This window comes from Salinisphaera sp. (assembly GCF_035690525.1).
GTDB lineage: Bacteria > Pseudomonadota > Gammaproteobacteria > Nevskiales > Salinisphaeraceae > Salinisphaera.
The window spans coordinates 1-24,346 of record NZ_DASSKM010000049.1 but is presented as its reverse complement, the minus strand read 5'-3'; the positions used below and the strand labels follow the sequence as shown (position 1 = coordinate 24,346).

25 protein-coding genes are annotated in these 24,346 nt (G+C 61.6%); 14 read left to right on the top strand and 11 right to left on the bottom strand.

Going from position 1 to position 24,346, the window contains the following annotated elements; all coding sequences use genetic code 11:
- Nucleotides 1-12: 12 nt before the first annotated feature.
- Nucleotides 13-1,275, bottom strand: a complete 1,263-nt coding sequence (locus VFJ08_RS03735) for an NAD(P)/FAD-dependent oxidoreductase (RefSeq protein WP_324995307.1) — start codon at nucleotides 1,273-1,275, stop codon at nucleotides 13-15.
- Between the two features lie 245 nt (nucleotides 1,276-1,520).
- On the opposite strand from VFJ08_RS03735, the gene upp reads away from it, so the two are divergent.
- Nucleotides 1,521-2,153 (top strand): uracil phosphoribosyltransferase, encoded by a 633-nt coding sequence (upp, locus tag VFJ08_RS03730; protein WP_324995305.1) that lies wholly within the window; start codon nucleotides 1,521-1,523, stop codon nucleotides 2,151-2,153.
- Nucleotides 2,154-2,475: 322 nt separating this feature from the next.
- Here the strand turns inward: upp and VFJ08_RS03725 are convergent, their stop codons facing one another.
- Nucleotides 2,476-3,669: an amino acid aminotransferase gene (locus VFJ08_RS03725; protein ID WP_324995303.1), complete on the bottom strand. Its 1,194-nt coding sequence runs from the start codon at nucleotides 3,667-3,669 to the stop codon at nucleotides 2,476-2,478.
- A 251-nt stretch (nucleotides 3,670-3,920) separates the two neighbouring features.
- On the opposite strand from VFJ08_RS03725, the gene VFJ08_RS03720 reads away from it, so the two are divergent.
- Nucleotides 3,921-4,763: an HAD-IIB family hydrolase gene (locus VFJ08_RS03720; RefSeq protein WP_324995301.1), complete on the top strand. Its 843-nt coding sequence runs from the start codon at nucleotides 3,921-3,923 to the stop codon at nucleotides 4,761-4,763.
- 139 nt (nucleotides 4,764-4,902) lie between these two features.
- Here the strand turns inward: VFJ08_RS03720 and VFJ08_RS03715 are convergent, their stop codons facing one another.
- Nucleotides 4,903-5,157 (bottom strand): type II toxin-antitoxin system ParD family antitoxin, encoded by a 255-nt coding sequence (locus VFJ08_RS03715; RefSeq protein ID WP_324995299.1) that lies wholly within the window; start codon nucleotides 5,155-5,157, stop codon nucleotides 4,903-4,905.
- Between the two features lie 132 nt (nucleotides 5,158-5,289).
- On the bottom strand, nucleotides 5,290-6,264 hold the full coding sequence (locus VFJ08_RS03710; RefSeq protein ID WP_324995297.1) for a LysR family transcriptional regulator: 975 nt from the start codon (nucleotides 6,262-6,264) through the stop codon (nucleotides 5,290-5,292).
- 197 nt (nucleotides 6,265-6,461) lie between these two features.
- Here VFJ08_RS03710 and VFJ08_RS03705 point away from each other — a divergent pair, with 197 nt between their 5' ends.
- The 3 genes from VFJ08_RS03705 to VFJ08_RS03695 all read left to right on the top strand — a co-directional run bounded on the left by VFJ08_RS03705 (nucleotide 6,462) and on the right by VFJ08_RS03695 (nucleotide 10,304).
- The gene (locus tag VFJ08_RS03705) at nucleotides 6,462-7,874 is read left to right on the top strand and encodes an aspartate ammonia-lyase (protein WP_324995295.1); all 1,413 of its coding nucleotides are present in this window, start codon (nucleotides 6,462-6,464) and stop codon (nucleotides 7,872-7,874) included.
- A gap of 67 nt (nucleotides 7,875-7,941) precedes the next feature.
- Nucleotides 7,942-9,297: an MFS transporter gene (locus tag VFJ08_RS03700; RefSeq protein ID WP_324995293.1), complete on the top strand. Its 1,356-nt coding sequence runs from the start codon at nucleotides 7,942-7,944 to the stop codon at nucleotides 9,295-9,297.
- Nucleotides 9,294-10,304 (top strand): asparaginase, encoded by a 1,011-nt coding sequence (locus VFJ08_RS03695; RefSeq protein ID WP_324995291.1) that lies wholly within the window; start codon nucleotides 9,294-9,296, stop codon nucleotides 10,302-10,304. Before VFJ08_RS03700 ends, VFJ08_RS03695 begins: the two co-directional genes overlap by 4 nt.
- A gap of 201 nt (nucleotides 10,305-10,505) precedes the next feature.
- Here VFJ08_RS03695 and VFJ08_RS03690 read toward each other — a convergent pair whose 3' ends face one another.
- Nucleotides 10,506-10,949: a nucleoside deaminase gene (locus tag VFJ08_RS03690; protein ID WP_324995289.1), complete on the bottom strand. Its 444-nt coding sequence runs from the start codon at nucleotides 10,947-10,949 to the stop codon at nucleotides 10,506-10,508.
- A gap of 80 nt (nucleotides 10,950-11,029) precedes the next feature.
- Between VFJ08_RS03690 and VFJ08_RS03685 the strand changes: the two genes are divergently transcribed.
- From VFJ08_RS03685 to VFJ08_RS03660, 6 genes are all read left to right on the top strand, one after another.
- Nucleotides 11,030-11,701 (top strand): DNA polymerase ligase N-terminal domain-containing protein, encoded by a 672-nt coding sequence (locus VFJ08_RS03685; protein WP_324995288.1) that lies wholly within the window; start codon nucleotides 11,030-11,032, stop codon nucleotides 11,699-11,701.
- A gap of 62 nt (nucleotides 11,702-11,763) precedes the next feature.
- Nucleotides 11,764-12,708 (top strand): non-homologous end-joining DNA ligase, encoded by a 945-nt coding sequence (gene ligD, locus VFJ08_RS03680; protein ID WP_414707038.1) that lies wholly within the window; start codon nucleotides 11,764-11,766, stop codon nucleotides 12,706-12,708.
- Nucleotides 12,709-12,710: 2 nt separating this feature from the next.
- A complete protein-coding gene (gene ligD / locus VFJ08_RS03675) occupies nucleotides 12,711-13,589 on the top strand; it encodes a non-homologous end-joining DNA ligase (protein ID WP_324995284.1) in 879 nt (292 codons plus the stop codon).
- 26 nt (nucleotides 13,590-13,615) lie between these two features.
- Nucleotides 13,616-14,080 carry a PaaI family thioesterase gene (locus VFJ08_RS03670; protein WP_324995281.1) on the top strand — a complete coding sequence of 155 codons (465 nt, stop codon included), beginning with the start codon at nucleotides 13,616-13,618 and terminating at the stop codon, nucleotides 14,078-14,080.
- Between the two features lie 667 nt (nucleotides 14,081-14,747).
- Complete coding sequence (locus VFJ08_RS03665) at nucleotides 14,748-15,587, top strand: hypothetical protein (protein WP_324995279.1); 840 nt, start codon at nucleotides 14,748-14,750, stop codon at nucleotides 15,585-15,587.
- A 208-nt stretch (nucleotides 15,588-15,795) separates the two neighbouring features.
- On the top strand, nucleotides 15,796-16,353 hold the full coding sequence (locus tag VFJ08_RS03660) for an EF-hand domain-containing protein (protein WP_324995277.1): 558 nt from the start codon (nucleotides 15,796-15,798) through the stop codon (nucleotides 16,351-16,353).
- A 152-nt stretch (nucleotides 16,354-16,505) separates the two neighbouring features.
- Here VFJ08_RS03660 and ybaK read toward each other — a convergent pair whose 3' ends face one another.
- Nucleotides 16,506-17,141 carry a Cys-tRNA(Pro) deacylase gene (gene ybaK / locus VFJ08_RS03655; protein WP_324995276.1) on the bottom strand — a complete coding sequence of 212 codons (636 nt, stop codon included), beginning with the start codon at nucleotides 17,139-17,141 and terminating at the stop codon, nucleotides 16,506-16,508.
- On the opposite strand from ybaK, the gene tsaA reads away from it, so the two are divergent.
- Complete coding sequence (gene tsaA, locus VFJ08_RS03650) at nucleotides 17,140-17,892, top strand: tRNA (N6-threonylcarbamoyladenosine(37)-N6)-methyltransferase TrmO (protein WP_324995275.1); 753 nt, start codon at nucleotides 17,140-17,142, stop codon at nucleotides 17,890-17,892. The two genes, ybaK and tsaA, sit on opposite strands and share 2 nt — an antisense overlap.
- Here the strand turns inward: tsaA and moaA are convergent.
- The 4 genes from moaA to VFJ08_RS03630 all read right to left on the bottom strand — a co-directional run bounded on the left by moaA (nucleotide 17,877) and on the right by VFJ08_RS03630 (nucleotide 21,769).
- Complete coding sequence (gene moaA, locus VFJ08_RS03645) at nucleotides 17,877-18,908, bottom strand: GTP 3',8-cyclase MoaA (protein WP_414707037.1); 1,032 nt, start codon at nucleotides 18,906-18,908, stop codon at nucleotides 17,877-17,879. The two genes, tsaA and moaA, sit on opposite strands and share 16 nt — an antisense overlap.
- A gap of 74 nt (nucleotides 18,909-18,982) precedes the next feature.
- Complete coding sequence (locus VFJ08_RS03640) at nucleotides 18,983-19,738, bottom strand: DsbA family protein (protein ID WP_324995271.1); 756 nt, start codon at nucleotides 19,736-19,738, stop codon at nucleotides 18,983-18,985.
- A 425-nt stretch (nucleotides 19,739-20,163) separates the two neighbouring features.
- Nucleotides 20,164-20,796: a hypothetical protein gene (locus VFJ08_RS03635; protein ID WP_324995269.1), complete on the bottom strand. Its 633-nt coding sequence runs from the start codon at nucleotides 20,794-20,796 to the stop codon at nucleotides 20,164-20,166.
- An 85-nt stretch (nucleotides 20,797-20,881) separates the two neighbouring features.
- Nucleotides 20,882-21,769: a LysR substrate-binding domain-containing protein gene (locus VFJ08_RS03630; RefSeq protein WP_324995267.1), complete on the bottom strand. Its 888-nt coding sequence runs from the start codon at nucleotides 21,767-21,769 to the stop codon at nucleotides 20,882-20,884.
- A gap of 100 nt (nucleotides 21,770-21,869) precedes the next feature.
- On the opposite strand from VFJ08_RS03630, the gene VFJ08_RS03625 reads away from it, so the two are divergent.
- Together VFJ08_RS03625 and crcB are read left to right on the top strand one after the other, a co-directional pair.
- Nucleotides 21,870-22,934, top strand: coding sequence for a YeiH family protein (locus VFJ08_RS03625; protein WP_324995265.1), 1,065 nt, complete (start codon nucleotides 21,870-21,872; stop codon nucleotides 22,932-22,934).
- A gap of 104 nt (nucleotides 22,935-23,038) precedes the next feature.
- Nucleotides 23,039-23,443, top strand: a complete 405-nt coding sequence (gene crcB, locus VFJ08_RS03620; RefSeq protein WP_324995262.1) for a fluoride efflux transporter CrcB — start codon at nucleotides 23,039-23,041, stop codon at nucleotides 23,441-23,443.
- 38 nt (nucleotides 23,444-23,481) lie between these two features.
- On the opposite strand, the gene VFJ08_RS03615 is transcribed toward crcB, so the two are convergent.
- The gene (locus tag VFJ08_RS03615; protein ID WP_324995260.1) at nucleotides 23,482-24,138 is read right to left on the bottom strand and encodes an HAD-IA family hydrolase; all 657 of its coding nucleotides are present in this window, start codon (nucleotides 24,136-24,138) and stop codon (nucleotides 23,482-23,484) included.
- Nucleotides 24,139-24,346 lie beyond the last annotated feature (208 nt).

The window sequence follows — 24,346 nt, the reverse complement described above, 5'->3', positions numbered from 1 at the left end:
GCCGCCGCCATCTCAGGCGGCCTCGCCGGCCGTCGCCGCGTCCCGGCAGGCACGGCCGAACAGCAGCGTGTCGCGCAGCGCGCCGACGTCGGTGGCGTCCTGCATGAGCTCGAAATACCAGCCGCCGTCGGCGACGTCGCCATAGAGCACGGCGCCGGTCACGCGGTTGTCCTCGAGCACGATGCGCTTGTAGACGCCGCGGCGGAAGTCGCTGAACACGAGCGCCTGGCTGCCGTCGTCACCCACGAAATCCCCAGCCGACCAGACATCCACGCCAGCCACCTTCAACCGTGTCGCCGTCACCGAGCCGGCGTAGCGGTGGTGGCCGCGCTCGGCCAGGTGGTTGGCGCACACCCGGGCCTGGTCCCACAGCGGCGCCACCAGGCCGTAGGTAGCCCGGCGGTGTTCCACGCATTCCCCCACCGCGTAGATACGCGGATCGAACGTCTGCAGGGTGTCGTCGACAGTCACGCCCCGGCCGCAATGCAGGCCGGCGTCCTTCGCCAATTGCACGTGGGGGCGGATGCCCACGGCCATCACCACCAGGTCGGCGTTGATGGTGGAAGCGTCGGCATTGGCAAAGCGGACGCCGGTGACGCGATTCTCGCCGAGGATGGCGGCGGTTTCGCTGCCCATGCGGAACTTGAGCCCGCGCTGGGCCAGCGAATGCCGCAGCAGCTCAGCTGCGACCGGGTCGAGCTGGCGCTCCATCAGCCGGTCCGGCAGGTGTACCACGGTGACGTCCATACCCTGTCGATGCAGCCCGTAGGCCGCCTCCAGGCCCAGCAGCCCGCCGCCGATCACCACTGCCCGGCCGCCGCCGGCCGCGGCTTCGAGCATCGCCTGCACGTCGCCGATATCGCGGAAGGTGATGACCCCGTCGAGGGTGTGCCCGGGCACGGGGATGATAACCGGCGTGGCGCCGGTGGCGAGCAGCAGCCGATCATAGGGCGCCACCCGGCCGGACGCCGAATAGACCATGCGCCGGCGACGGTCGATGGCGGTGACCGGATCGCCGGCGTGCAGCGTGATGCCGCGCTCGGCGTACCAGCCGCGGTCGTGGGTCACGATGTCGTCGACGGTCTTTTCCCCGGCGAGCACCGGGGAGAGCATGATGCGATTGTAATTACCGTAGGGCTCGGCGCCGAACACGGTGATGCGGTAGCGCGCCGGCGCCAGCGCGAGCAGCTCCTCGACCGCGCGCATGCCGGCCATGCCGTTGCCGATCACAACCAGTTCGAGCGGGCTCGCCTGGGTTGGGTTTTCGCTTGTCATGCAAAGGCTATAAGCAGGCTTCGTGCCAAAAGTACGAAGGCCCGTCCCGTATGCACTGCGCGGCGAACACGGCAGAAAAGGTTGCACCCCGATCGCGCATCGGCGGCGGGTGCACCCCAATGCAGCGGTGCGCGTTGTATTCCGGGCGCAATCCGTGTGTGACGCGCTTGCCGCCCGTAGTAGCATATCCGCGCCAGCGCCACGCGGCCGCCGGCTTACTATCCAACCGGCCTTTGGGGAGCGCCATGGATGCGCACGTCACCGTCGTCGATCATCCGCTGATCAAGCACAAGCTTACGCTGATGCGGCGCGCCACCGCGTCGACCCAAAAATTTCGGGCGCTGCTGCGCGAGGTCGCGCATCTTTTGACCTACGAGATCACCCGCGATCTAGAGTTGACCACCGAACGCATCGAAACCCCGCTCGAGGCGATGGACGCGCCGGTGCTGGCCGGCAAGAAGCTATGTTTCGTCTCCATCCTACGGGCCGGGAACGGGCTGCTCGAGGGGATGGTGGCGCTGTTGCCCTCCGCCCGCGTCGGGCATATCGGCATGTACCGCGATCCGGAAACGCTCGAGGCGGTCGAGTATTACTGCAAGATGCCCGACGATATAGCCGGCCGCCGCGTGATCGTGGTCGACCCGATGCTGGCCACCGGCAATTCGGCCATCGCCGCCATCGGCCAGTTGAAGAAGCTGGGGGCGACGAACATCAAGTTCCTATGTCTGCTGGCCGCGCCCGAGGGAGTCGAAGCGCTGCGCCGCGCGCATTCGGACGTGCCGATCTATACCGCCGCGATCGACGAGCGCCTGGACGAACACGGCTATATCCGGCCGGGCTTGGGCGACGCCGGCGACCGTATGTACGGCACCAAGTAGGCGCTCCCGCGTCACAACAGCGAGGGGTGCCAAGACGCAGGCCGCTGATTACCGGGCTCGATCCCACGTCCCGCCGAAAGATATTTTATCCGCAGATGGACGCGGACAGACGCAGATGGCGGATTGGAAATGTGGCTGCTTTGACTTCGAGACGCCAAAAGCGGTCGCGTTCACCCGGCAGATGCTCTGGTTGCCCATACAGCGCACCCGCAAACCCACATCTGCGTTTATCTGCGTCCATCTGCGGACAGTCTTCTTCCGCGTAACAAAAAGCCGCCGATGCAAACGTCGGCGGCCGCATCATTACGGACAGGCGTGCTGCCTACTTGCCGACGACGTCGGCGAACGCCTTGCAGACGTACTCGATGTTGTCGTCGTTCAGCCCCGCCACGTTGGCGCGGCCGGAGGCGACCATGTAGATACTGTAATCGTCGCGCAGCTTGTTGACCTGTTCTTCATTCAGGCCGGTATAAGAGAACATGCCACGCTGATCGGTGATGAAGGCGAACCGATCGGCCAGCCCGTGTGGTTTCAAGCCCTCGACCAGCTTTTGGCGCACCGCGTGGATGCGACCGCGCATCTCGCCGAGTTCTTCGTGCCAGGTCGCGGACAGCGCGGCCGAGCCCATGACCGTGGCCACGATCGCGCTGCCGTGGGCCGGCGGATTGGAGTAGTTCTCGCGCGCCACGCTGGCGAGCTGCGAGCGCACGTCTTCCATGTTTTCGGCGTCTTTCGCGATGGCAATGAAGCAGCCGGTGCGCTCGCGATAGATGCCGAAGTTCTTTGAGCAGGACTGGGTGATGATCATCTCGTCGAGATTTTCGGCCAGCAGGCGCACCCCGAAGGCGTCTTCGTCCAGGCCGTCGCCGAAGCCCTGATAGGCGAAATCGACCAACGGCAACAGCTCGCGGTCCTGCACCACTTCCAGAATTTTGCGCCACTGATCCTGGCTCGGGTCGAAACCGGTCGGGTTATGGCAGCAGGCATGCAATAGCACGATATCGCCCTTGGGCGCCGATTTCAGCTTCTTGAGCATGGCGTCGAAGTCGAACCGGTCGTCGTCGTCGACGTAGGGATAACGCTGGATATCGAGCCGCGCGGCCTCGAACACGCCCAGATGGTTCGGCCAGGTGGGGGTCGGCAGCCAGATCGATTTGCCGGGCAGTTCGGATACGAGAAAATCCGCGGCCAGACGCAGGGCGCCAGTGCCGCCCGGCGACTGTGTCGCGCTGGCGCGGTTCGCGGCCAGCACCTTGCTGTCGGCGCCCAGCACCGTTTGCAGAATATAGCTGCCGTATTGCGGATCGCCGTGCGAACCGATGTAAGCCTTGGTTTGTTCGGTGTCGATGAGCTGTTTCTCGGCTTCTTTAACCGCGCGCAGGATCGGCGTGTTGCCGTGTTCGTCGCGATAGACGCCCACGCCCAGATCGACTTTGTTGGGGTTGGGGTCGTCCTTGAACTGCTGGATCAGACCGAGAATGGCGTCGCCGGGTACGCGCTCAATCGATTCGAACATGGCTTATCCTTTGCTTGGCATCGGGGCCGCCTCGGCGGGGTGAAACGGCGGACTGTAGTCTAACCGCTCGTCGCCGCCCTGCCGAGACGTGGTTCATACGGATATACGATATGCCGGGCGCACGTCATCCGTGATTCGGCGATGGTGGCCACGACGCGCTACATTGCGCGTTGATTCGGCCTTACCCCGCGGCTTCATGCCGCGTGGTCGAAAGACATTTGATTCTCCGTAATTTTTACGAAGGCTTTGCCATGACCGACACCGCGAGCGCGCCCGCCATCGATCTGGCCGTTTTTGATATCGACGGCACGCTGGTGGACTCCCGGCATCCGCTGGCCGGGCACACCATCGCCGCGCTGCGCTCGCTGAGCGACGCCGGGATAGCCGTCGCGCTGGCCAGCTCGCGCCAGCGCTCCTCGCTGGTCGAGATCGCAGAAACCATCGGTCTGCGCATGCCGCTGATCTCGTTCAACGGCACGCTGGTTAGCGCGGCCGACGGCGCGACGGTCGCCGCCGAAACCTTCACCCCGGGTGACGCGCTCACGGCGGCGTTGGCCGAGTTCGTGGACGCCGGCGGCTGTATTCATGTCTATGCCGAGGATCGCTGGCATGCCTACGGCGACGAGCACTTGATCGGCCGTGAGGCCGCCGGCCCCGACGTCACCCCCGATCTGCGCGCGGACCGCTTCGACGCCGCCTCGCTGCCGGCGCCGGTGCTCAAGGTAATGTGCGACGGCCTGCACGATACGTTGGCCGGCGTGCAGGCCGCGGTTGCGGCCCAGCCGGAGTTGGTCATCTCGTGGAGCGGCACCGAATGTCACGACATTCACTTGGCCACCGCCACCAAGGGCCACGCCCTGCACGTGCTGTGCGCGCATCTGAATATCGAGCCGGCGCGGGTAGCCGCGTTCGGCGACGCCGATTCCGATATCACGATGCTACGGAATGCGGGCTTCGGCTACGCGATGGGCGCGGCCAGCCAACGCGTACGCGCCGCGGCCGATCATTACCTCGACGGGCCGGGCTCCGGCGCGCTTGAAAAACTACTGGCCGAAATTGCGCAAGCTTCCCAATCTTGGAAGATTGGTCGCTAAGTCTGCTGTCGGCCAAGAGCGGAACCGAACACCTAGTCTTGCCGGAGTCGCGAGCCAGGCACTTATCCGCAGAAAGTCCTTATCTGTTCGACGAATCGCACTACTGGCTCAAATATCCTCTTCGGCCCTGATGCTGAGGCTATAGCTCATACGCTTCAGTCGGCTGAAGCTTGCTAGCCTCCTCGCGGAGTTCATCCATGGTCCGGGTGTCAGGGCCGCTGTTGAGGCCTTCGGTGACGAGGCTCTGCATATGGGCAATCTTCGCCTGTCTATCCTGATCCCGCCGGATGAGATCCCGAACATAGTCACTCGCATTGCTGTAGCGACCGGATTGAGCTTGCTCTTCGACCCAATGCTTCATTGGTTGTGGCAGCGACACATTCATCGTGGTCATAACGGTTACCTCCGACGAGCACCATGACAAATTTTGTCAAAATTATCAATGCTTGTGCTTGTCGACCCAAGTCTTGCGTAAAACCTGCGGACACGAGTTTTCAATGACCGCTCTGGATCTATTCTTTTGGAATCACTGCCCGTCGATTCCAAAGCTCAATTGCGAAAATATCGATGGCATCGATGTTCGTAGAGAGCGCTCCATGAAACGCCGAGTATGCTCTTCACAGAGGTGATACATGCGCTGGGCCATATCGGGCATGCCTTTTCTGTAGGCTAAATACAGTTCGCGATCGTATGCGACATCAGGCAGTACGAGAACTTCAACGCCGAGCGTTTCAGGTCGTGCCTGGAGATAGCAAAGCGGCGTCGTTATGGCCCATCCAATACCTGATGCCACCATGCTCAGCACAGACTCGCTGACGTCAAACTCGAGCTGCGAGGCACTCACGATCTGGCGCCGGCGCAGCAGTTGATCGACGTGACGCCCCATCGACGACCGAATGCTGTATCGGATCAATGGCAACGTATCACACATCTGTTGAAGTGATAACGAGCGAAATCGTTTGCTTATGCCCTTGGGGATCACCGCTATCAACGGCTCGCGTAGCAACCGACGTTGTTCGAGCTCCCGATGTTCCAGCAAGGAATCGCAGGTCACCACAAAATCGACCTGCCGTTGCATCAGTTCGTCGTTCACCCGTGGCGCGATGCCCGACAGGATCAGAAGATACTCGGCTTGGGTTTTAAAGGCCTTGACGATATTCGGGCCCACGGTCGTGGTGAACGAATCCACCAGCGCCATTCGAATCAACGGCGCATTGATGGTCAAACTCTCTTGAATTGAGCTTTCCAACCGCTGGGCGGTTGCCAGCAGATCACTCGTACCCTCCTTGAGCATACTGCCGGCCTGGGTCATCGAGATGGGCCGCGTCGTGCGATCCATCAGGAGCGTATCGAATACTTTTTCGAGTCGCTGGAGCGCTTGAGAAACGGCGGATTGCGTCAGCGCGAGGCGATCGGCAGCCTCTGTTGTACTACGAGTTTCGGCCAGAATTTCAAAGATCTGCAAATCTTTGAAATGTAACTGATTAAGCTTGGAACTCACTGCCCGCTCCTAATAAAATTTCACATCATTGGCAAACATAAAAATCAAGGCGTACACCGCATCTTACGACTTAAGTTTAATAAGTTAATAGTGGTCAATAATTGTAAACAAAAGAATTGCTGATACTGCTTGGAATCCGGTGATAACGCGGTTAAGACTCAATGAATCGGGTTTCAACCAGCGCAAACGGCTTATCCATGACATCTGCAAACCGCATTGAGAAAGACAGTCTCGGCGAGCATGCCCTACCCGGCGATGCGCTCTACGGGATCAACACGTTCCGGGGCGTTCAGAATTTTCCCATCGCCGGCCGTACCCTAGGCGAATGTACGCCACTCGTTAAGAGTCTTGCGCAGGTGAAGCAGGCTGCGGCACTTGCTAATCGAGATATCGGTGCTCTGGACGAAGAGCGCGCCGACGCGATCATACAAGCCTGCCAACGCATGATCGCGGGGCATTACAATGCCGATCTACGCTGCGACCTACTCGAGGGAAGCGGCGGCACGTCGTTAAACATGAATGCCAACGAAGTGCTCACGAACGCCGCCCTAGGATTGCTGGGCTGTCAGTCCGGCGACTATACGTGTCTTCATCCCAACGATCATCTCAACCTCAGTCAATCGACAAACGACGTCGTGTCGACCGCCATCAAACTGGCGGTGTTCGAAGTCACCGAGTCTTTGATTAATCAGCTGTCTTGGCTGGCAGACGCATTATCGGCCAAGCGAAACGAATTCGCCGATGTGCTGCGCTTAGGGCGGACTTGCCTGCAGGATGCCCAGCCGATGACGCTTGGACAGGCCTTCGGCGGCTACGAATCGGTTGTACGCCGGCATCGCGAACAGTTGCAGCATCGGTGTCGAGACCTACTTAGCGTGCCGTTAGGCGGCACGGCCATTGGTACCGGGCTCGGTGCCCGACGAGGTTATCGCGACGTGGTATGCCGGTATCTGGCCGAACTGGTTGGACAAGACGTCACATCCGAAGCAAACACGTTCGATGGCATGCAGAACATGGATTCCTGTGCTCGTTTGTCGGCCGAACTACGGAATACGGGCAACTCGCTGTGGAAGCTGGGCAACGATCTGATCATTTTGTCGTCTGGCCCAGCGGGTGGGCTTGGAGAACTTATTCTACCGGCGGTGCAGGCCGGCTCGTCGATCATGCCCGGCAAGATCAATCCTGTGATTCCAATGACGGCATGCCAGGTCTCATTAGCGGTCCACGGTAACGATGCTGCGGTGAGCCTGGCTGCGCAGCAAGGCCTGCTTGACTTGAACCATTACGAAATAGTCATCGTCGATCGCCTGCTAGATAGTGTATCGATGCTCGATGGTGCCGTCGCGACGCTGACCGAAAACTGCATTGTCGATCTGCGCGCGAATGAGGAGCGGAGTCTTGCGAATTTAATGAACTCGGGTGCCTTGGCGACCGTCTTGATACCAATGCTGGGCTATGGCCGCGTTACTGAACTGGTTAAAGAAGCCGACCAAAAAAATCGTCGTTTTGTAGATCTTATTATCGCAAGCGGCTATCTCGACGAAGCACAGATAACGCAAGCACTACGGGAAGCGGCACTCTCGCCGGAGCACATGACATCCATGGCATGAGTCCAGGCTACGCGCGGTCAGCCCCAGCACTCGGAGGCGGCTGTCAATCGCCAACCAGAGTTATACAATGATAGATACTCACAAATCGCCACTACAGCGTATCTCACTTGATGATGCGCCGCTGCGTTTTTTTCATCTGCGCTTAACGATCGCCGGAACCGGAGGACAGATCAACGACGGTTTTATACTGGGTATTATCGGTATTGCCGCGAGCCTAGCTAAAGGTCCGCTTCATTTGACTAGCCTCTGGCTTGGTCTGCTTGGCGCGGCGTCGCTCGCTGGCTTGTTTGTAGGAGCTCTCATTACCGGGCCGATCGCCGATCGAATAGGACGGCGACATATTTTCGCCTGGAACATGCTGGCTTTTACAATACTTTCGGTGCTCCAGTTTTTCGTAACCAGTGCGTGGCAACTGCTGATTCTGAGATTATTGCTTGGACTGATTTTAGGCGCTGATTACGTAGTTGGCAAAACGCTGATCACCGAATATATACCGCGCCGAATTCGGGGCCGACTATTGAGTGTATTGGCCGTCGCGTGGGCTACCGGTTATGTCGCTTCCTACCTCGTGGGCTACTGGCTGCATGCTATCGGGCCGGACTCATGGCGCTGGATTCTGCTGAGCGGCGCAGTGATATCGGCGTTGGTTCTTGTACTACGCCAAGGAATCCCAGAATCACCGCGCTGGCTAGTCAACCACGGCCGACATGGAGAAGCACAAGACGCTATTGATCGTAAGCTGGGTCGAGATATTCGCGCCCCGGAGCCGACCGATTCATTGGAGAGTCCGCACGTTAAGTATCGAGAGCTTTTTAACCGAGGTTATTGGCGTAACACGATGGTCGGGATGGTTTTCTATACATGCCAAGTGATTCCATTTTTTGCCTTGGGCACTTTTCTACCACAAATACTTCAGGCACTGCATGTTCAAGACAACTATCTCGGGAGTACCGTTTATAATCTATTCCTGCTTTCGGGGGCAATTATCGGCTTGCTGATTGTCGATCGTCTGGCGCGGCGTGTCTTCCTGATCGGAACCTTCTATCTGTTCTCGGTTCCGCTTGCAATTATGACATTCTGGACGTCGATGCCGCCCACCGCAGCAGTTATAGTTTTTGGCGTATTCGCACTAATTCTAGCTGCCGCGGTCAATTTTGACTACGTTTATCCGCCCGAGCTATTTCCGACTCGGCTGCGCGCGACCGGCGTAGCAGCGGCCGTTGCAGCGAGCAGGCTAGGCTCGGCTGGCAGTACCTTTTTGCTGCCAATCGTAGTAAGTCGATTCGGTGTTCACGCCGCACTCGGCGCATGCTTGGTAGTGGCGTTGATCGGCGGTGTGGTGTGCCACATATGGGCGCCGGAAACCAGAAATAAAAATATAGATTCCGATGACTCGCGAGCCATGGCGAATGCCCCAACATGAGTTCGTCAACTGATGGTTTGCCACGCACATTAACCGTAGACAATCGGAAGGTTACTATATTTGCGACTGGCGGGACTATCGCCGGACGCGCCTCGTCAGCTATCGATACGACACATTATGAATCAGGTGTGGTGGAGATTGCCGAACTGCTCGACGCCGTTCCCGCGCTTAGGAGTGTCGCCGATATTAGGAGCCAGCAGATTGCCAACGTGGGCAGTCAGAACATGACCGGCGCTATCCTAATCGAGCTTGCCCGGGCGGTTAACCGGGAACTTGCCAAATCTGATATCCACGGGGTAGTAGTTACCCACGGCACGGATACGCTGGAGTCAACCGCGCTGTTCCTGGACCTGACGATCAATAGTCCCAAACCAATAATTGTAACTGGCTCGATGCGGCCGTCGACCGCGATCAGCGCCGACGGCCCAATGAGCTTGTTGGGTGCTGTGTCAGTCGCAGCAAGCGATACCGCACGTAACCGAGGTACGCTCATAGTTATGGGCGATCGCATTGGCTCCGCGTTTTATACGAGTAAAACCAATACAACCACTCTTGATGCATTCAGTGCTCCAGATGCTGGCTATTTAGGCGTATTAATAGACGGCAAACCGAGGTTCTATTACAGTGCTGCACGTCCGAGCGACGCGCCGCACTTCGATCTTTCGAGGATCAACCATCTGCCTCGAATAGATATCCTGTACGGCCACCAGGATCAGGATAGTGCACTTATTGAGTATGCGGTCCGCAATGGTGCGAAAGGCATCGTAATTGCGGGTGTCGGTGACGGCTACATTCCTACTGAACTCAACGCAACAGTCGAAAAAATGATGGAAAACGGAATTCCAGTGGTTTTATCGACACGCACCGGCTCCGGTTTCACCAATCACAAAAAAGCAGGTATCGGCAGCGGTTTTTACAATCCGCAAAAGGCGCGCATCTTGCTGGGCCTCGCTCTCGCCGAAGACGCGGATATGAATACTATCCGATACAATTTCGCGACGAAATAGAACCGAAGTCGCAGGTAAACACACGGTTGGAGTCTGGTTATATCCCCCAACCTGAACCAGCTCAGAGCTTGTTCATAATCTTTTTGAGCAGCAGCGAATGACGCGGGCAACCGCATGGCGGAGTCCTCAAGTAAAGGCCCGCTTCGGGTCGATAACAGCCATCAGACCGATACCTGAGCGCAACTGGTGTTTCAGGCGCTGCTATTCGCCAATATCCTCATTCCAAAGCTCCGGCGTCTCGCGCATGAAATCGGTCATGAGTTGGCGGCAGTCGGCATCGTCGAGCACGGTGAGTTCGACGCCGCGTTCGGCGAGATGGGCTTCGTCGCCCATGAACGATACGTTCTCGCCGATCACCACGCGCGGTATGCCGTAGAGCAGAATCGCGCCGGTGCACATCGGGCAGGGCGAGAGCGTGGTGTAGAGGGTGATGTCTTTATACCAGGCGCCGGGCCTGCGGCCGGTGGCTTCCAGCGCGTCCATTTCGCCGTGCAAAATGGCGCTGGATTTCTGCACCCGGCGATTGTGCCCGGCGCCCACGATCTCGCCGTTCTTGACCAGCACGCAACCGATGGGGACGCCGCCTTCGTCGCGCCCGCGTCTGGCCTCGGCCAGAGCGGCCTGCATGTAGGTTTCATGGGTCATCGAAAACACGCCGATCGCGGAATATACCGGCCAGTGTAAGGGTTCGAGCGGGTCACGGGGCCGATTAGGGATTAGTGCGGATGACGCGGCGCGAACCGATCGGCTATAACTCCGCCATCATTCGCGCGGAGACGGCCGTGGCCCAAGATCCGCTCAAGGCCTATCGCGACAAACGGCGTGCCGATGTCACCCCCGAGCCGTCCGGTAAGCATAGCCCCCGGGCCGACGACCAGCCGCCCGTGTTCGTTGTCCAGAAACACGATGCCTCGACGCTGCATTACGACTTCCGCCTCGAGATCGACGGTGTGCTGAAATCCTGGGCGGTGCCCAAGGGCCCCTCGACCGATCCGCGCGACAAGCGTTTGGCGGTCGAAACCGAGGATCATCCGCTGGACTATGCCGATTTCGAGGGCGTGATTCCGCAAGGCGAATACGGCGGCGGGACAGTGATGGTCTGGGATATCGGCCCCTACGACAACGCCAAGCTCGATGACGATGGCGAGATCGAAAAGTCGTTGGCCGAGTGCTGGGCCGACGGTCATCTCACGGTCAACCTGCACGGCAAGAAGCTCTCCGGCGGCTATGCGCTCACGCATTTCCGTACCGAGGGCAACAAGCGCCAGTGGCTGCTGGTGAAGATCGACGACGAGGCGGCGGATGCGCGCCGTAATCCGGTCTCGAGCGAGGACAGTTCGGTGCTCAGCGATCGCACGACCGACGAGATCGCGAGCGAAGCGGATACGTCGTCATGAGCAAGGTGCGCATCGAAGGCCGGATCGACGGCGACGACTGGGCCAAGGCCAAGAAGGCCGCCATGCCGCGGACCTTCGAGCCGATGCTGGCCACGCTGCACGACACGCCGTTCTCGGACGAGCGCTGGATCTACGAGCGCAAGCTCGACGGTATTCGGCTGCTGGTCTTTCGCGACGGCGAGCACGTCGAGCTTTATACCCGTAACGGCAAGCTCCGAAACGATCATTTCCCCGAACTGCTCGATCTGTTCGCGGCCCAGCCGTGCCAGCGCTTCGTGCTCGACGGCGAGGTGGTGGCTTTCGACGGCGACGTAACCAGCTTCGCGCGGCTGCAGCAGCGCTCCGGTATCGCCGATCCGGATCAAGCGCGCGCCTCGGGCATCGCGATCTATTTCTATGTGTTCGACTCGCCCTGGATCGAGGGCTACGACATCCGCCGCGTGCCGCTGCGCCAGCGCAAGGCGATCCTGCGCGGCGTGCTCGACTACACGGGCCGGCTGCGTTTCACCGCCCACCGCAACGGCGACGGCGAGACGATGCTCGCCGAAGCCTGCCGCAAGGGCTGGGAAGGCATCATCGCCAAGCAGGCCGACAGTTGCTATCGCGGCAGCCGTTCCAGACGCTGGCTCAAGCTCAAATGCCAGGCCGGACAGGAGCTGGTGATCGGCGGTTTCACCGAACCCAGGGGCGAACGCATCGGCTTGGGCGCGCTGCTGATGGGCTACTATGAGGGCGACGCGCTGCGTTACGCCGGCCGGGTCGGCACCGGTTTCAGCGACGCCGAACTGCGCCGTCTGCATCGCGAACTCTCGAAGATCGAACGCAGGCAGCCGGCCTTCGTCGATCCGCCGAACGAGCCCGGCCTGCACTGGGTCATGCCCGAGCACGTGGCCGAAATCGAATTCACCGAGTGGACCACCGACGGCAAACTGCGCCACCCCGCCTATCTCGGCGAGCGTGACGACAAGGATCCGCAAGACGTGGTCCGGGAAGTCAGAAGCGCGTGACCGTGGAACTCGACAATAAAGACAAAATCTTTTTCCCCGACGCCGAATTGAGCAAAGGCGATCTGGCCGAATATTATCGCCGGATCGCGCCGGAAATGCTGCCGCACGCCAAGGACCGGCCGGTGACGCTCAACCGTTTTCCCGATGGTATCGACGGCATCAATTTCATCCAGAAATCGGTGGAGGATCATTATCCCGACTGGTTGGAACGCGTCACCGTCGCCAAGGAAGACGGCGAGATGGTCCAGCCGCTGATCAATTCGGCCGATGCCCTGGTCTACCTGGTCGGCCAGGGCGCGATCGCGTTTCACGTCACGCCCACACGCTTTGATGCGCCCGAGCATCCCGACCGGCTCATTTTCGACCTCGATCCGCCGGACGGCGCCGACGACTTTTCACCCGTGATCGCCGCCGCCTACGCGGTGCGCGACGCGCTGGAGGCCGTGGACCTCACCTGTTTCGTGATGACCACGGGCTCCTCCGGCCTACACGTGACCGTCCCGCTCGATCGCAGCGCCGATTTCGACACCGTGCGTGAATTCGCCCGGGCTATCGCCGAGCGCGTGGCCGACGCCCATCCGGACGAATTCACCACCGCCCATGCCAAGAAAAAAAGAAAAGGGCGGCTGTATCTCGACACGCGCCGCAACGCCGTCAACCAGACCGCGATCGCGCCGTACTCGGTCCGGCCCAAGCCCGGCGCGCCGATCGCCACGCCGCTGGAATGGGACGAACTGACCGACCGCCATATCGGTCCACGGCGTTTCCACATCGGCAACATCTTTCGCCGCCTGTCACAGCGCGACTGTCCCTGGTCCGATATCGCCGGCCACGGGCAGAACGCGGAGCGGGCGCTGGCGCGATTGAAGAACAACGGCTAGCCGCGCGATCAACGCGACCCGGGACAATGAGCAGGCCCGCCACACCATCACCACCACCCGGCTGGCGGCTGCATGACGCCGAAGGCTTCATTGGGCTCGTCGGGCCGGTCTGGGAACACTGGGAAGGCGACGATCTCGTCCTCGCCTTCACGCCGGAAGAAAAACACGCCAATCAACGCGGCGCTGTTCAGGGCGGCATGCTCATGACTCTTGCCGACCGCGTCATGGGCCATGCGCTGCGCGTTCATCTCGGCGGCCAGCCCGTCGCCACGATTCAACTCGATACCCATTTTCTTGCCACCGGCCACATCGGCGAACCGATCGAAGCCCGCGCTACGCCGATGCGTGTGAACAAGAATATCGCTTTCATCGAGGGGTGGATTAGCCAGAGCGAATGCCTATTGATGAGAGCAAGCGGTATTTGGAAAAGATTGCGCGACGACGGCACGGCGGCTGAATTCGATAGGCGCTTCGGGCGTGGTGGAATGTAGTCGGGACCTAAAAATAAGATGTGATGCAGACCCTTCTTAGAAACAAAATTAATTAAATACTTATTTTTTAAAATAATTGAATTTTTGGCCGGCCTCTCGACGCCGTTGTAAGGGTAGACCCTCGGATGAACTGGGAAAGCCATAAATAGCCGTTTCAACGTGGGTAACGGCAGCGGATTTTCCGGCTGCGTTCATATCGTTTCTTTCCGCAGACGGTCTGATCCATATAAGAAAATTGCAGCGCCGCCGCGGGCGCGTTCAGTGCGGGCGCGTTTTTATTGTGTGTGCGTAAAACCCGGGCCGAACCCTATGCCGATTAAGAACAACGACCTATGTCAGACGCGCAATCTTGGCGTTTCCATGACACCTCTATAATAAAATTTAACAAATAAAATTAGTAATTTATGTTTATTTTCTGGGTGCGAGGCGCTTGCAGGCGACCGGCGGGCACCAACCTGCACCACCGGCAGCACTTGCGCTAATGTCGAGCTAGAGACGCGAGTGGCCAATACAGCTATCGCGCTGGCGGTTATCCGGCGTCAAGCTACTTATTTCATAATTTTAGCCGACATTGGGAGAAAAGGACGTGAATACTTCGAGCGTTAAAACGACGGCAATTGCCTATGCCGCCCTAATCTGCTCCGGCACGGCATATATGACGCCGGCCATGGCAGCGTCCGGCAAAAAGCACACGATCAGCTACGTGAATTACGTCGGCGACGTAACACAGAGCAAGACGACGAACTCCGGCAAGATTCATGTTCGGGTTCGATTGAAGGCGATGTCGGCCGATTATTTCCGCGGTACCTACAATGGTGTGGAAAAAGACCTGGATACGGCCGCGATCGCGCCGATGATATCCACCACCATCGAGCTGCCAAGCGGCGGCACGTTCGAAGGCCTGGCGCTAAGTATCGGTACGCTCGACCGGGTGACGACGAACGGTCACGGGAACACCAACGACCAGCTGTCGCCCTGGTACAAGTCCAACAACTACGTGGGCTTGTCCGCGCGGTTCACCAAAAAATGGACCGCCGGCATCACCTACACCGCCTATACCTCGCCCAGCGGCCTGTTCGCGACCTCGCAACAGATCACGGTGGCCTCGGCCTATAAAAACTGGCTGCACCCGTCGATAAAATTCGCGACCGCCATCGACAGCACCCGGAACGATGGCGTTTATGCCCAAGTCGGCATCGAACCCAACATCAAGGTATTCAAAAACACCAACTACCCGGTCAAGCTGTCGTTGCCGTTGTCGGTCGGGGGCGGTTTCAACGACTTCTACAGCACCGATAGCGACCACATCAATCAAGCCGGGTTCGCCAACGGCGGTGTTGCGGCCACCATGCCCATGAAATTCATCCCGAGCGACTACGGTAGCTGGAAACTCCACGCCGGCGCGAATGTCACGGCGCGTGATGATGATCTGCGCCACCGCTCCGGCGAGCACACCGACGACACGTTCATCCCCATGGGTTACGTCGAGATCAGCCTCTTGTACTGAAACGAACGTGATCGCCGTTGCCCGCGCGGTGCGCTGAAAGCCGTTGATCTCACCGCGTCCATGTCGTGCGCGCGCTGGCGCGGCTGCGATAACGCGGCCAGTGTTCAGCCGGGCTCTGCTGCCCCGATGGCTAAGATTCGATTAAGAATAAGCTTCCAGGGTTGCCTTTCGTACCGACATACCTTTAACCCGTTCGAGGAGGTTACTCATGAAGAAACATCTTATATGGGCGTGCGCTTTCGCAGGCCTCGCCATCGCCACCGGCGCACAAGCGGCTTCTAACAGTCAGGACAGCGCTTCGCAGAACTCGATCAATCAGGGAACGCAACAGAACGCCGCGCTGTTTCAACTGTTGGATAAGGACAACGACGGCAAGCTGAGCCAGAAAGAGCTCAAAAAGACGACCGACCTCATAGCCATCCAGACCTTCAATATCGACGACATCGACGGCAACGGCAAGATCAGCCAACTCGAGTATGCGGCCGAAGCGAAAATCCGCGCGATCGCCCTGTTCGGCCTGCTCGACACCGACGGCAACGGCTCGGTGAGCTTTAAGGAACTGCAAAAACCAATCGCAGGCCAGGCGGACAATGGCAATCAACTCCTGACCCGCTCGGCCTATAGGGCGAAAGTTTTCAATAATATGATCAAGTCGATGGACACCAACGGCGACAACGTTGTATCGCAATCGGAATGGGAGTCGGCCGTACAGCAAGTAGGCCAGAGCCAGCCGACCGGTGATACGTCCTCGTCGGGCAACGGCTAATCGGCTGAAAATATTTTACGACTAAGCACCGCCGGCCAAGCCGGCTTTTCGAGAATCCGGCTTCCACTCGCAGTTGTGGAAGCCGGTTTTTTGCGTTCTAGCGGACAAATTGTGTCTGGTCCTTTTCGAGGGCTTTGAGGCTCCAATCAGCTTCAATTCGCGTCGGCGATATCGGCGAACCGGGCGCCTGTGAGTTCGGCCAGACTGAACGGTTCTAGGCTGAGTTCCAAACCTCGCCGGCCGCCGCTGACATGCATTTGCAACAAACGCTTGGCCGAGTTGTCGATAATGGTCTCGAGCCGTTTTTTCTGGCCGAGCGGGCTGACGCCGCCGATGACGTAGCCGGTCGTTTTTTCGACTCTGTCGGGATTGGCCATAACGGCTTTTTTGCTTTTGATTGTGGCGGCGAGCTTTTTCAGGTTCAGCCGGCCGGAGACGGGTACGAGCGCGACGACCAAAGCGTGCGCATCGGTTTCGGCGACCAGCGTCTTGAAGACTTCATCAGGCGACAGGCCGAGCCGTTTCGCGGCGTCGATGCCGTAATCGCCCGTGGCTTCGCCGGCCTCATAGTGCCGGATCTCGTGAGCGATGCCGGCGGCTTGCAGGGTTTTGACGGCGGGTGTCATGGCGGTGCGTTTTGTGTCGATAGCACGGCTCGCGATGGTAGCGCCGTCGTCCGGCACTCGCGAGCGCGAGGGTGCCGGTCTAGACTTTATCCGTGCCTGCCTCAACCGATAGGCCGCCCGGATGGATGAGCCCACGCCCTTATCGTTGACGCCGATCGGCATGGTTGCCAGCGATTACCCCGATAAATTCGGCGTGCCGCGCCAGCCGGGCCTGGTGACGGCCGCGCGCGGCGTGCTCAGCCTGATCGCACCGTACGACGATCCGCTGGCCGTCGAGGGCATCGCGGCCTACAGCCATCTCTGGCTGTGCTTCGTGTTCGATCGTAGCCCCGAGACCTGGCACGCCCGCGTACGTCCGCCGCGGTTGGGCGGCAATACCCGGATCGGCGTGTTCGCCACGCGCAGCACGCATCGGCCGAATCGCCTGGGGCTGTCACTGGTACGGCTGCTGGATGTGGCCACGTTTTCCCGGCCGGCCTGCGCACCGTGGACCGTGCCGGGGGCGGCCGCCGCCCGGGCCGCCCGGGCGCATCTGTTGATCGGCGGCCACGATCTCGTTGACGGCACGCCGGTTGTGGATATCAAGCCGTATCTGCCGTGGGCGGAAGCGCCGGACGAAACGCGTGCCGATCTTGCGCCGGGCGCGCCGCCGACGCTCGACGTGTATTTCACCGACGCGGCGTCACGAGTTCTGGATGGCCGGCCGGGCGGCGCGGCCTTGAAAACATTGATCGGCGAGGTCCTGGCACAGGACCCGCGCCCCGCATACCGCAAGGACGATGCCGACCGGCGCTATGGGATGGCGTTGCGCGACGTGGATGTACGGTTTGTGGTCGACGAAACGGGCGCGACGACGATCGTGCGGGTGCTCTCGATCCACTCGCGCGCGGCAGGCGATCAGCCGCCGATATAAGACATCTCGACGCGGCCGTCGCCATCGCCGTCGCGGCGCCCGGCGGTTTGTTCCCCGCGCTGCTCGGAATAGCGGTCTTCGCGGGCACGCCATATGCCGGCAAGCAACGCGGCGATTTCGGCGTCGTTCGCGCCCGAGCGCATCGGCCCGCGCAGATCGCGGCCGTGCACGCCGAACAGACAGGTATACAACTCGCCGATCGCCGACAGGCGCGCACGCGTGCAGCCGCCGCAGAACGGCTGCGATACCGAGGCGATGATGCCGATTTCGCCCGCGCCGTCGTCGTAGTGCCAGCGGTTCGCCGTTTCGCCCGGCTGGGCGGCCGGGGCGCGGGTGATGGCGTAGCGCGTGCGCAGGGTGTCGACGATCTCGCGGGCGGTGACCACATCGTCCATGCGCCAGCCGTTGGAAGCGCCGACATCCATGTATTCGATGAAGCGCAGCACCACACCGGTATGACGGAAGGCCGCGGCCATCGGCAGGATCTGGTCGGCGTTCACGCCGCGCTGGATCACGCAGTTGATCTTGACCGGCGCGAGGCCGGCGGCCACGGCGTTGTCGACGGCCTCGCGCACTTTCGACGCCGAAAAGCCGACATCGTTGATCGCCTTGAAGCGCTCGTCGTCGAGCGCGTCCAAACTCAGCGTGACGCGGTTCACGCCGGCGGTTTTGAGTTGCAGCGCCCGCTTGGCCGTCAGCAGCGAGCCGTTGGTCGTCAGGCAGATATCATGGATGTCGTCGATCGCGGCCAGGCGCGCGACGAGCACGTCGAGATCGCGGCGCAGCAACGGTTCGCCGCCGGTCAGGCGCAGCTTGGTGACGCCGAGCCGTGCTGCGATGCGCGCGATGCGTTCGATCTCGTCGAAATCGAGCAGTTCGCGTTTCGGCAGGAACAGATGCTCGGCGCCGAACAGCTCTCGCGGCATGCAGTAGGTGCAGCGGAAGTTGCAGCGATCGGTGAGCGAAATGCGCAGATCGCGCAGCGGCCGGTTGCGTGTGTCGGTAAGCGTCGACATGACGTCGAGAATAACATCGGCCACCGCCGCTACGGCAGCGGCGGCGCCTAGTCGGTCCCCGAGGCCGCCAGCCCCTAGCCGCCGTCACCGCCCGATGATTGCCCGCCCGCGCCGGCGGCGGACAGCGCGTCGTCGATCGCTTTTTTGAGCTTTGCGTAGCTGGGCCCGCCGACGAACTCCGTGTTGCCGACCAGCACCGTGGGCGTGGCGCGCAGCCGGATTGCCTCACCGGCGCCGCGCTCCTTGTTGATGGTCGCCAGCGGTGTCTTGTTCTTCATGCAGGCCTTGAGCTTGCCGGTATTCAGCCCGGCCTCCAGGCCGAGATCGAGAAACGCCGAACTCGGATCGGATTTTTCGGCCCATTTCGACTGCGTCTGATACAGCCGGCTGTGATAGGGCCAGAATTTATCCTGGCGGCCCGCGCAGCGAGCGGCGATCGCCGCGGTCTGGGCGTTCGGATGCATCGATAGCGGGAAATCGAAGAAGATGAAGCGGACCTTGCCCGAATCCACGTATTCGTTGCGGATGCGTTCGGCCGTAGGCTCGAAATTGCCGCAGGCCGGGCACTGGTAATCGCCGAACTCGCGGACCGTGACCGGCGCGTCCGGGTCGCCGATGGCTTCGCCGAGCTGGTCGTATTGGTTGCGTAGCGTGGCCATGGTGTCGGCGCTGAGCTGGCGAATGTTGTCGCCGGGCGAGGGCGCGGTGCGCTTGTTGCCGGTAAAGCTCATGACTAGAATCGCGATCACGATCAGTGCGCCGATGACCAGCACCGGGAAAAACAGAGCGCCGAACAGGCTACTCTGGCTTTTGTTGTTCTGCGGACTCATCCGCCGCTCCTTCGACTGGGAAACCGGATCGGCGGCTATTCTAGGGGCTGTTGGCGTTTCATACGACACCGCGCCGGCGGCCATTTTGGTGCAAGACAAGGCGCAGCGGGCGTACGGTAGTCATTCTACCGTAGCGCGCTGCAACGCTGGATTGCGTCAAAATGGCCCCCGGCCCTTTGGGTTGCGGCCACAAATCGCGCCATCCGGCGTTGCAGAGCTTGACCGCAGAATGACTGCGGCCGGCGCTCTGCGCCTTGGCTGACACGATTTGGGGTCGCAACGCGGGGCCGTATGAAACGCCAACAGCCCCTTGCCCGCGCGGCGCTGCGTGGTCAGTTACAAAGCGTGCATGAAAAAAGGGCCCCGCGGGGCCCTTTCCGAACGACAGGCGTTGCGGCGCCCGGTTCGTGACGTGCTCTTGATGATCAGTTGTCGGTCGCGTTGTCGATCGCGTCCGAGGTCGCGTCGCCCGCATTTTGCGCCGCATCGCTGGTTGTATCGGCGGCATCGCCGGCCGTGTCCTTAGCGCCGCCGAACAGGTTCGAAGTCGTCTGCTTGACTTGGGTCCAGGCGCTGGAGGCCGAGTGCTTGGTGCTCTGCCAGGCCTCGGCGGCCTGACTCTGGGCATTGGTCCACCACGAGTCGCTGTAGAGCGGCTGATCCGCGAGCTCGTCGCGGCTCATGTCCAGATTGATCCGATAGTTCGGCTCTTTCGCTTCGTCCGTGGGCAGGGTCTGAACGGTGAGCCGGTTCGGGGAGACCACATAGCTTTTGCCGCCGAGGCCCAGCTTGCCGTTGGTTTCGATCACGAAAGAGCGAATCTGCATGCCGTTGCCAAGCAGCACATCGTCGACTTCGCCGATCGCATCCTTGGAGTTGCCCTCGGCGTACACATCGGCGTCCAGGAGCTGATCGGCGGAGTACATGCCCTGGGCCTGGCTGATGGCGGTTTGACTGGCCGAACTCGGCTGATCGCTGTCGGCCGCGAAGGCCACGCCGCTGCCGGCGGCCAGGGTGATCGCGGTCAAACCGGTGATCGCGGTGGTCTTGATGGTCATGAAGTCCCTCTCTCATTCAGATACGACTGACTGATGCGCTGCACCATAGCGCAGCCGGTTGAACCGCGGCTGACCGAGCGGGTTCTTAAACCGGGTTGAGCGCGGCCAGGACACGGGCGATCAACGGGGTATCGGTATCGTCCGCACGCCGGATCGCCCACAGCGGCCGTGCGAAGACGTGGCCCGCCAGATGCATGAATCGGACCCCGCCGTTGCGGGCCGCGGTGTCGGCCGCCGCGCGGCTGACGCAGGCCAGGCCGGCGCCGGCGGCCACCGCCCGAACCTGCGCGCCGCTATCATCCACCGTGAGCGTGGCCCGCGGCACCGGGATGCCGGCCAGCGCCAGGCTGTGCTCGAATACGGTTTGTGTGCCCGAACCGGCTTCACGCATAACCCAGCGCCAGTCGTTGAGGGTATCGGAGGTAAGCTCGGTCGGGGCGTCGGGCGGGCCGATGATCTCCAGGCGGTCGGTACGCCAGCGCCGGGTCTGAATATCGTCGCGGCGGGCCGGGCCTTCGATGAAGCCGAGATCCGCATCGCCCTTGGCGATGCGCTGTTCGATCGCGGCGCTGTTGCCGGAAGTCAGCGTCGGCCGCAGCGCCGGATGATCGGCGGCTAACCGCGCCAGCGGGGCCGGCAGCAGATAGCGGGCGATCGTGCTGGAGGCCGCGATATGGATCGGCCCGGCCAATTCGCGGGCCTCATCGCCGCGCAGGCGTTCGGCCAGGCCGGCGAGTTCCGCGCATGGCCCGTGGGCCAGGGCCAGCAGCCGCTGGGCATCGGGGGTGGGCACGAGCGCACGGCCGCGTCGGGTGAACAGGCGCACTTGCAGGCCATCGGCGAGTTCCTGCAAGGCTTGGCTAACCGCAGCCTGGCTGAGATGCAGCCTATCGGCCGCGCCGCGGACCCGGCCGGTCTGCATGACCGCGGCGAAGATATCGAGTTGGCGGAGCGTGAAGCGTGACGAGTGCATGTGTTCGTTCGGCTTTTACGAACATATTGTTAGATATTAATCGATATTATCGTAGAACTTCCAGGTCTACCGTTATGCCATTGCATAGCGGGAGATCCTCATGGGCGATTCACTCACCCGGCAACGCGCGGCACCGGGCCGGTTCGGCGATCTGATCCAGCGCGGCGGCGGGATTCTGCCCGGGCTGCTGTTGTGCGTCGTCCTGGCCGGCTTGTCGTACACGATCGCCGCCTGGCCGGCGCTCAACAATATCGTGCCTCTGAGCGCGCTGACCGTCGGCATCCTGCTCGGCGTGGCCGTGCGGCTTTGCGTCCCACTGCCCGCCGCGCTCGAGCCGGGGGTCCGCTGGACGCTGTACTGGCTGTTGCGTACCGGGATCGTCCTGCTGGGATTCCGGCTGGTGGCACAGGACATGCTCTCGGTCGGCGCCGGCGGTCTTGCGCTTGTGTTGCTCGGCGTCGCCACCACCATTGCGCTGTCGATCGGGGTCGGCCGGCTGCTCGGCCTGCCGGATACGCTCAGTACACTGGTCGGTTGCGGCACCGGTATCTGCGGGGCCTCGGCGGTGGTCGCGGTGGACGGCGTCATCCGTGGCCGCGAACAGGATGTGGCCTGTGCGATCGCCATGGTCACGGTCTACGGCACGATCGCGATGTTCGCCTATCCGGTCCTCGCCCATCTGGCCGATCTATCCGAGCCGGTATACGCGGCCTGGGCCGGAGGCTCGATCCACGAAGTCGCCCAAGCGGTGGCCGCGGGCTTTGCGTTCGATGACCGCGCGGGCGTCGACGCCAGCCTGTACAAGCTCTCGCGCGTGGCCCTGCTGGCCCCGGTTTGTGCGGTGCTGGCGCTATGGTGGCGCCGTCGATCCGGGGTACGCGCCGGCAACGCCTCGGGCGCGCGCGGCGCACCGTTTCCGATGTTCGTGCTGCTATTCGTGGCGGTGGTCGCGTTCAACTCGTGCGTGGATCTGCCCAAGGCGTTTCACACTGGATTGGTGCATCTGGATGCGGCACTGCTGTCGGCCGCGATGGTGGCCATGGGGCTACAGACCCGTTTGATTGCGGTCGTGAGACTCGGCTGGCGGCCCTTGTTTCTTGGCGCGGTGGTCGCGATCTGGCTGAGCGCGCTAGCGATGGGCGGGGCGCTGCTGATCGCGCGTTGACCACAGCAAGCATCGCGGCATGACAGATGCGATCGATTAGGCCAAGCTAACGCTTGTCGACGAGCCATCGCAAACCGAACGCCTGATATGCCAAGAGCAAGGCCATGCCCGTAATCTATTCGATGGCCGCCATTGCCATCGGCGCCGCGGTCGGCGCGAATCTGCGCTGGGTGCTCGGGCTGGGGCTCAACAGCTACCTGCCGAGGTTGCCGCCGGGCACGCTGGCGGCCAATCTGCTGGGCGCGTTCCTGATCGGCATCGCGATCGCGACTTTTTCGACGCTGCCGGAGCTGTCCGCGTTCTGGCGGCTGATGATGGCCACCGGCTTTATCGGCGCGCTGACCACCTTCTCGACATTCTCCGCGGAGATGTTCGCGCAAATCCGGGACGGGCGCCTGCTCTGGGCGTTCGGCGGCATCGCCGTGCATGTCGGCGGCAGCCTTATTATGACCGGGCTCGGCATGGCGGCCTTTGCGGGGCTGCGTCATCTCACCGGGGCGGCATCATAAAAGAGTGCGACGCGGGTTGATGAGCCGCCGGGCGGCCGTCAGCCGCGGCCGAGCAGGCGCGGCAGTTCGGCGAAGTCGGTGAAGCGCACGAGCGCGGCGTCCGGATGGTCGCCGATCGTGCGGCGACGGTCGTAGCCGAAAACGCGCATGCCGGCCCGGCGCGCGGCTTCGACGCCGGGGTCGCTGTCTTCGATCACCGCGCATTGTGCCGGGGCGACGCCCATGGCTTTCGCGGCATGCAGGAACAGGTCGGGTTCGGGCTTCCAGGATTCGATATCGTAGGCCGAGAACACCAAGTCGCCGAAATAATCGGCCAGGCCGGTGGCGCGCAGGGCGGTGGCGAGCTTGCCGGGCGGGCCCGACGAGGCCACGCAGCGCGGCTCGCCGATCGCCTCGATCGCGGCGCGCACGCCGGGAATGACCTGTAGTTCGCGTTCGAACACCGCGCTGCTGTGAGCGCGGTAGCGGGTGGCAAAGTCGGCGCCCAGATCGATGCCGTGCCGAGCCGACAGCGTGTCGCACATGTCGGCGAACTTGCCGCCGCGAAACTCGGCTTCCACCGCGACCGCGTCCAGATGGATGCCGTGATCGGCGGTGATCATGTCCACCATGCAGCGGGCGTTGAGCAACTCGCTGTCGACCAGCGTGCCGTCGCAATCGTAGATGACGGCGGCGAAGGGCAAAGCGTCGGCCATGGTGCGGCGGTCCTGGGTGTCGATGAAGCCGGGCGCGGGCAGTGTAGCGGTCCGGCGCGGCTGGGGCTATTAAGCCGGCATCAAAATAGATGAACGACCATCGGCTTAATAAAGCGGACCGCGCAAGCGGGCCGCCGCGGCGTCAAGCCGCGAAGCCTTGTCAAATCCAGGCCGGACATGCGCCGGCCTGGATTTGGCGAGGCGTTGA

Excerpts from the sequence above, each read along its gene's own strand:
- VFJ08_RS03735 (WP_324995307.1), bottom strand. The coding sequence starts at position 1,275 with ATGACAAGCGAAAACCCAACCCAGGCGAGCCCGCTCGAACTGGTTGTG.
- upp (WP_324995305.1), top strand. The coding sequence starts at position 1,521 with ATGGATGCGCACGTCACCGTCGTCGATCATCCGCTGATCAAGCACAAG.
- VFJ08_RS03725 (WP_324995303.1), bottom strand. The coding sequence starts at position 3,669 with ATGTTCGAATCGATTGAGCGCGTACCCGGCGACGCCATTCTCGGTCTG.
- VFJ08_RS03720 (WP_324995301.1), top strand. The coding sequence starts at position 3,921 with ATGACCGACACCGCGAGCGCGCCCGCCATCGATCTGGCCGTTTTTGAT.
- VFJ08_RS03715 (WP_324995299.1), bottom strand. The coding sequence starts at position 5,157 with ATGACCACGATGAATGTGTCGCTGCCACAACCAATGAAGCATTGGGTC.
- VFJ08_RS03705 (WP_324995295.1), top strand. The coding sequence starts at position 6,462 with ATGACATCTGCAAACCGCATTGAGAAAGACAGTCTCGGCGAGCATGCC.
- VFJ08_RS03700 (WP_324995293.1), top strand. The coding sequence starts at position 7,942 with ATGATAGATACTCACAAATCGCCACTACAGCGTATCTCACTTGATGAT.
- VFJ08_RS03695 (WP_324995291.1), top strand. The coding sequence starts at position 9,294 with ATGAGTTCGTCAACTGATGGTTTGCCACGCACATTAACCGTAGACAAT.
- VFJ08_RS03690 (WP_324995289.1), bottom strand. The coding sequence starts at position 10,949 with ATGACCCATGAAACCTACATGCAGGCCGCTCTGGCCGAGGCCAGACGC.
- VFJ08_RS03685 (WP_324995288.1), top strand. The coding sequence starts at position 11,030 with ATGACGCGGCGCGAACCGATCGGCTATAACTCCGCCATCATTCGCGCG.
- ligD (WP_414707038.1), top strand. The coding sequence starts at position 11,764 with ATGCCGCGGACCTTCGAGCCGATGCTGGCCACGCTGCACGACACGCCG.
- VFJ08_RS03670 (WP_324995281.1), top strand. The coding sequence starts at position 13,616 with ATGAGCAGGCCCGCCACACCATCACCACCACCCGGCTGGCGGCTGCAT.
- VFJ08_RS03665 (WP_324995279.1), top strand. The coding sequence starts at position 14,748 with ATGGCAGCGTCCGGCAAAAAGCACACGATCAGCTACGTGAATTACGTC.
- VFJ08_RS03660 (WP_324995277.1), top strand. The coding sequence starts at position 15,796 with ATGAAGAAACATCTTATATGGGCGTGCGCTTTCGCAGGCCTCGCCATC.
- tsaA (WP_324995275.1), top strand. The coding sequence starts at position 17,140 with ATGGTTGCCAGCGATTACCCCGATAAATTCGGCGTGCCGCGCCAGCCG.
- ybaK (WP_324995276.1), bottom strand. The coding sequence starts at position 17,141 with ATGCCGATCGGCGTCAACGATAAGGGCGTGGGCTCATCCATCCGGGCG.
- moaA (WP_414707037.1), bottom strand. The coding sequence starts at position 18,908 with ATGTCGACGCTTACCGACACACGCAACCGGCCGCTGCGCGATCTGCGC.
- VFJ08_RS03640 (WP_324995271.1), bottom strand. The coding sequence starts at position 19,738 with ATGAGTCCGCAGAACAACAAAAGCCAGAGTAGCCTGTTCGGCGCTCTG.
- VFJ08_RS03635 (WP_324995269.1), bottom strand. The coding sequence starts at position 20,796 with ATGACCATCAAGACCACCGCGATCACCGGTTTGACCGCGATCACCCTG.
- VFJ08_RS03630 (WP_324995267.1), bottom strand. The coding sequence starts at position 21,769 with ATGCACTCGTCACGCTTCACGCTCCGCCAACTCGATATCTTCGCCGCG.
- VFJ08_RS03625 (WP_324995265.1), top strand. The coding sequence starts at position 21,870 with ATGGGCGATTCACTCACCCGGCAACGCGCGGCACCGGGCCGGTTCGGC.
- crcB (WP_324995262.1), top strand. The coding sequence starts at position 23,039 with ATGCCCGTAATCTATTCGATGGCCGCCATTGCCATCGGCGCCGCGGTC.
- VFJ08_RS03615 (WP_324995260.1), bottom strand. The coding sequence starts at position 24,138 with ATGGCCGACGCTTTGCCCTTCGCCGCCGTCATCTACGATTGCGACGGC.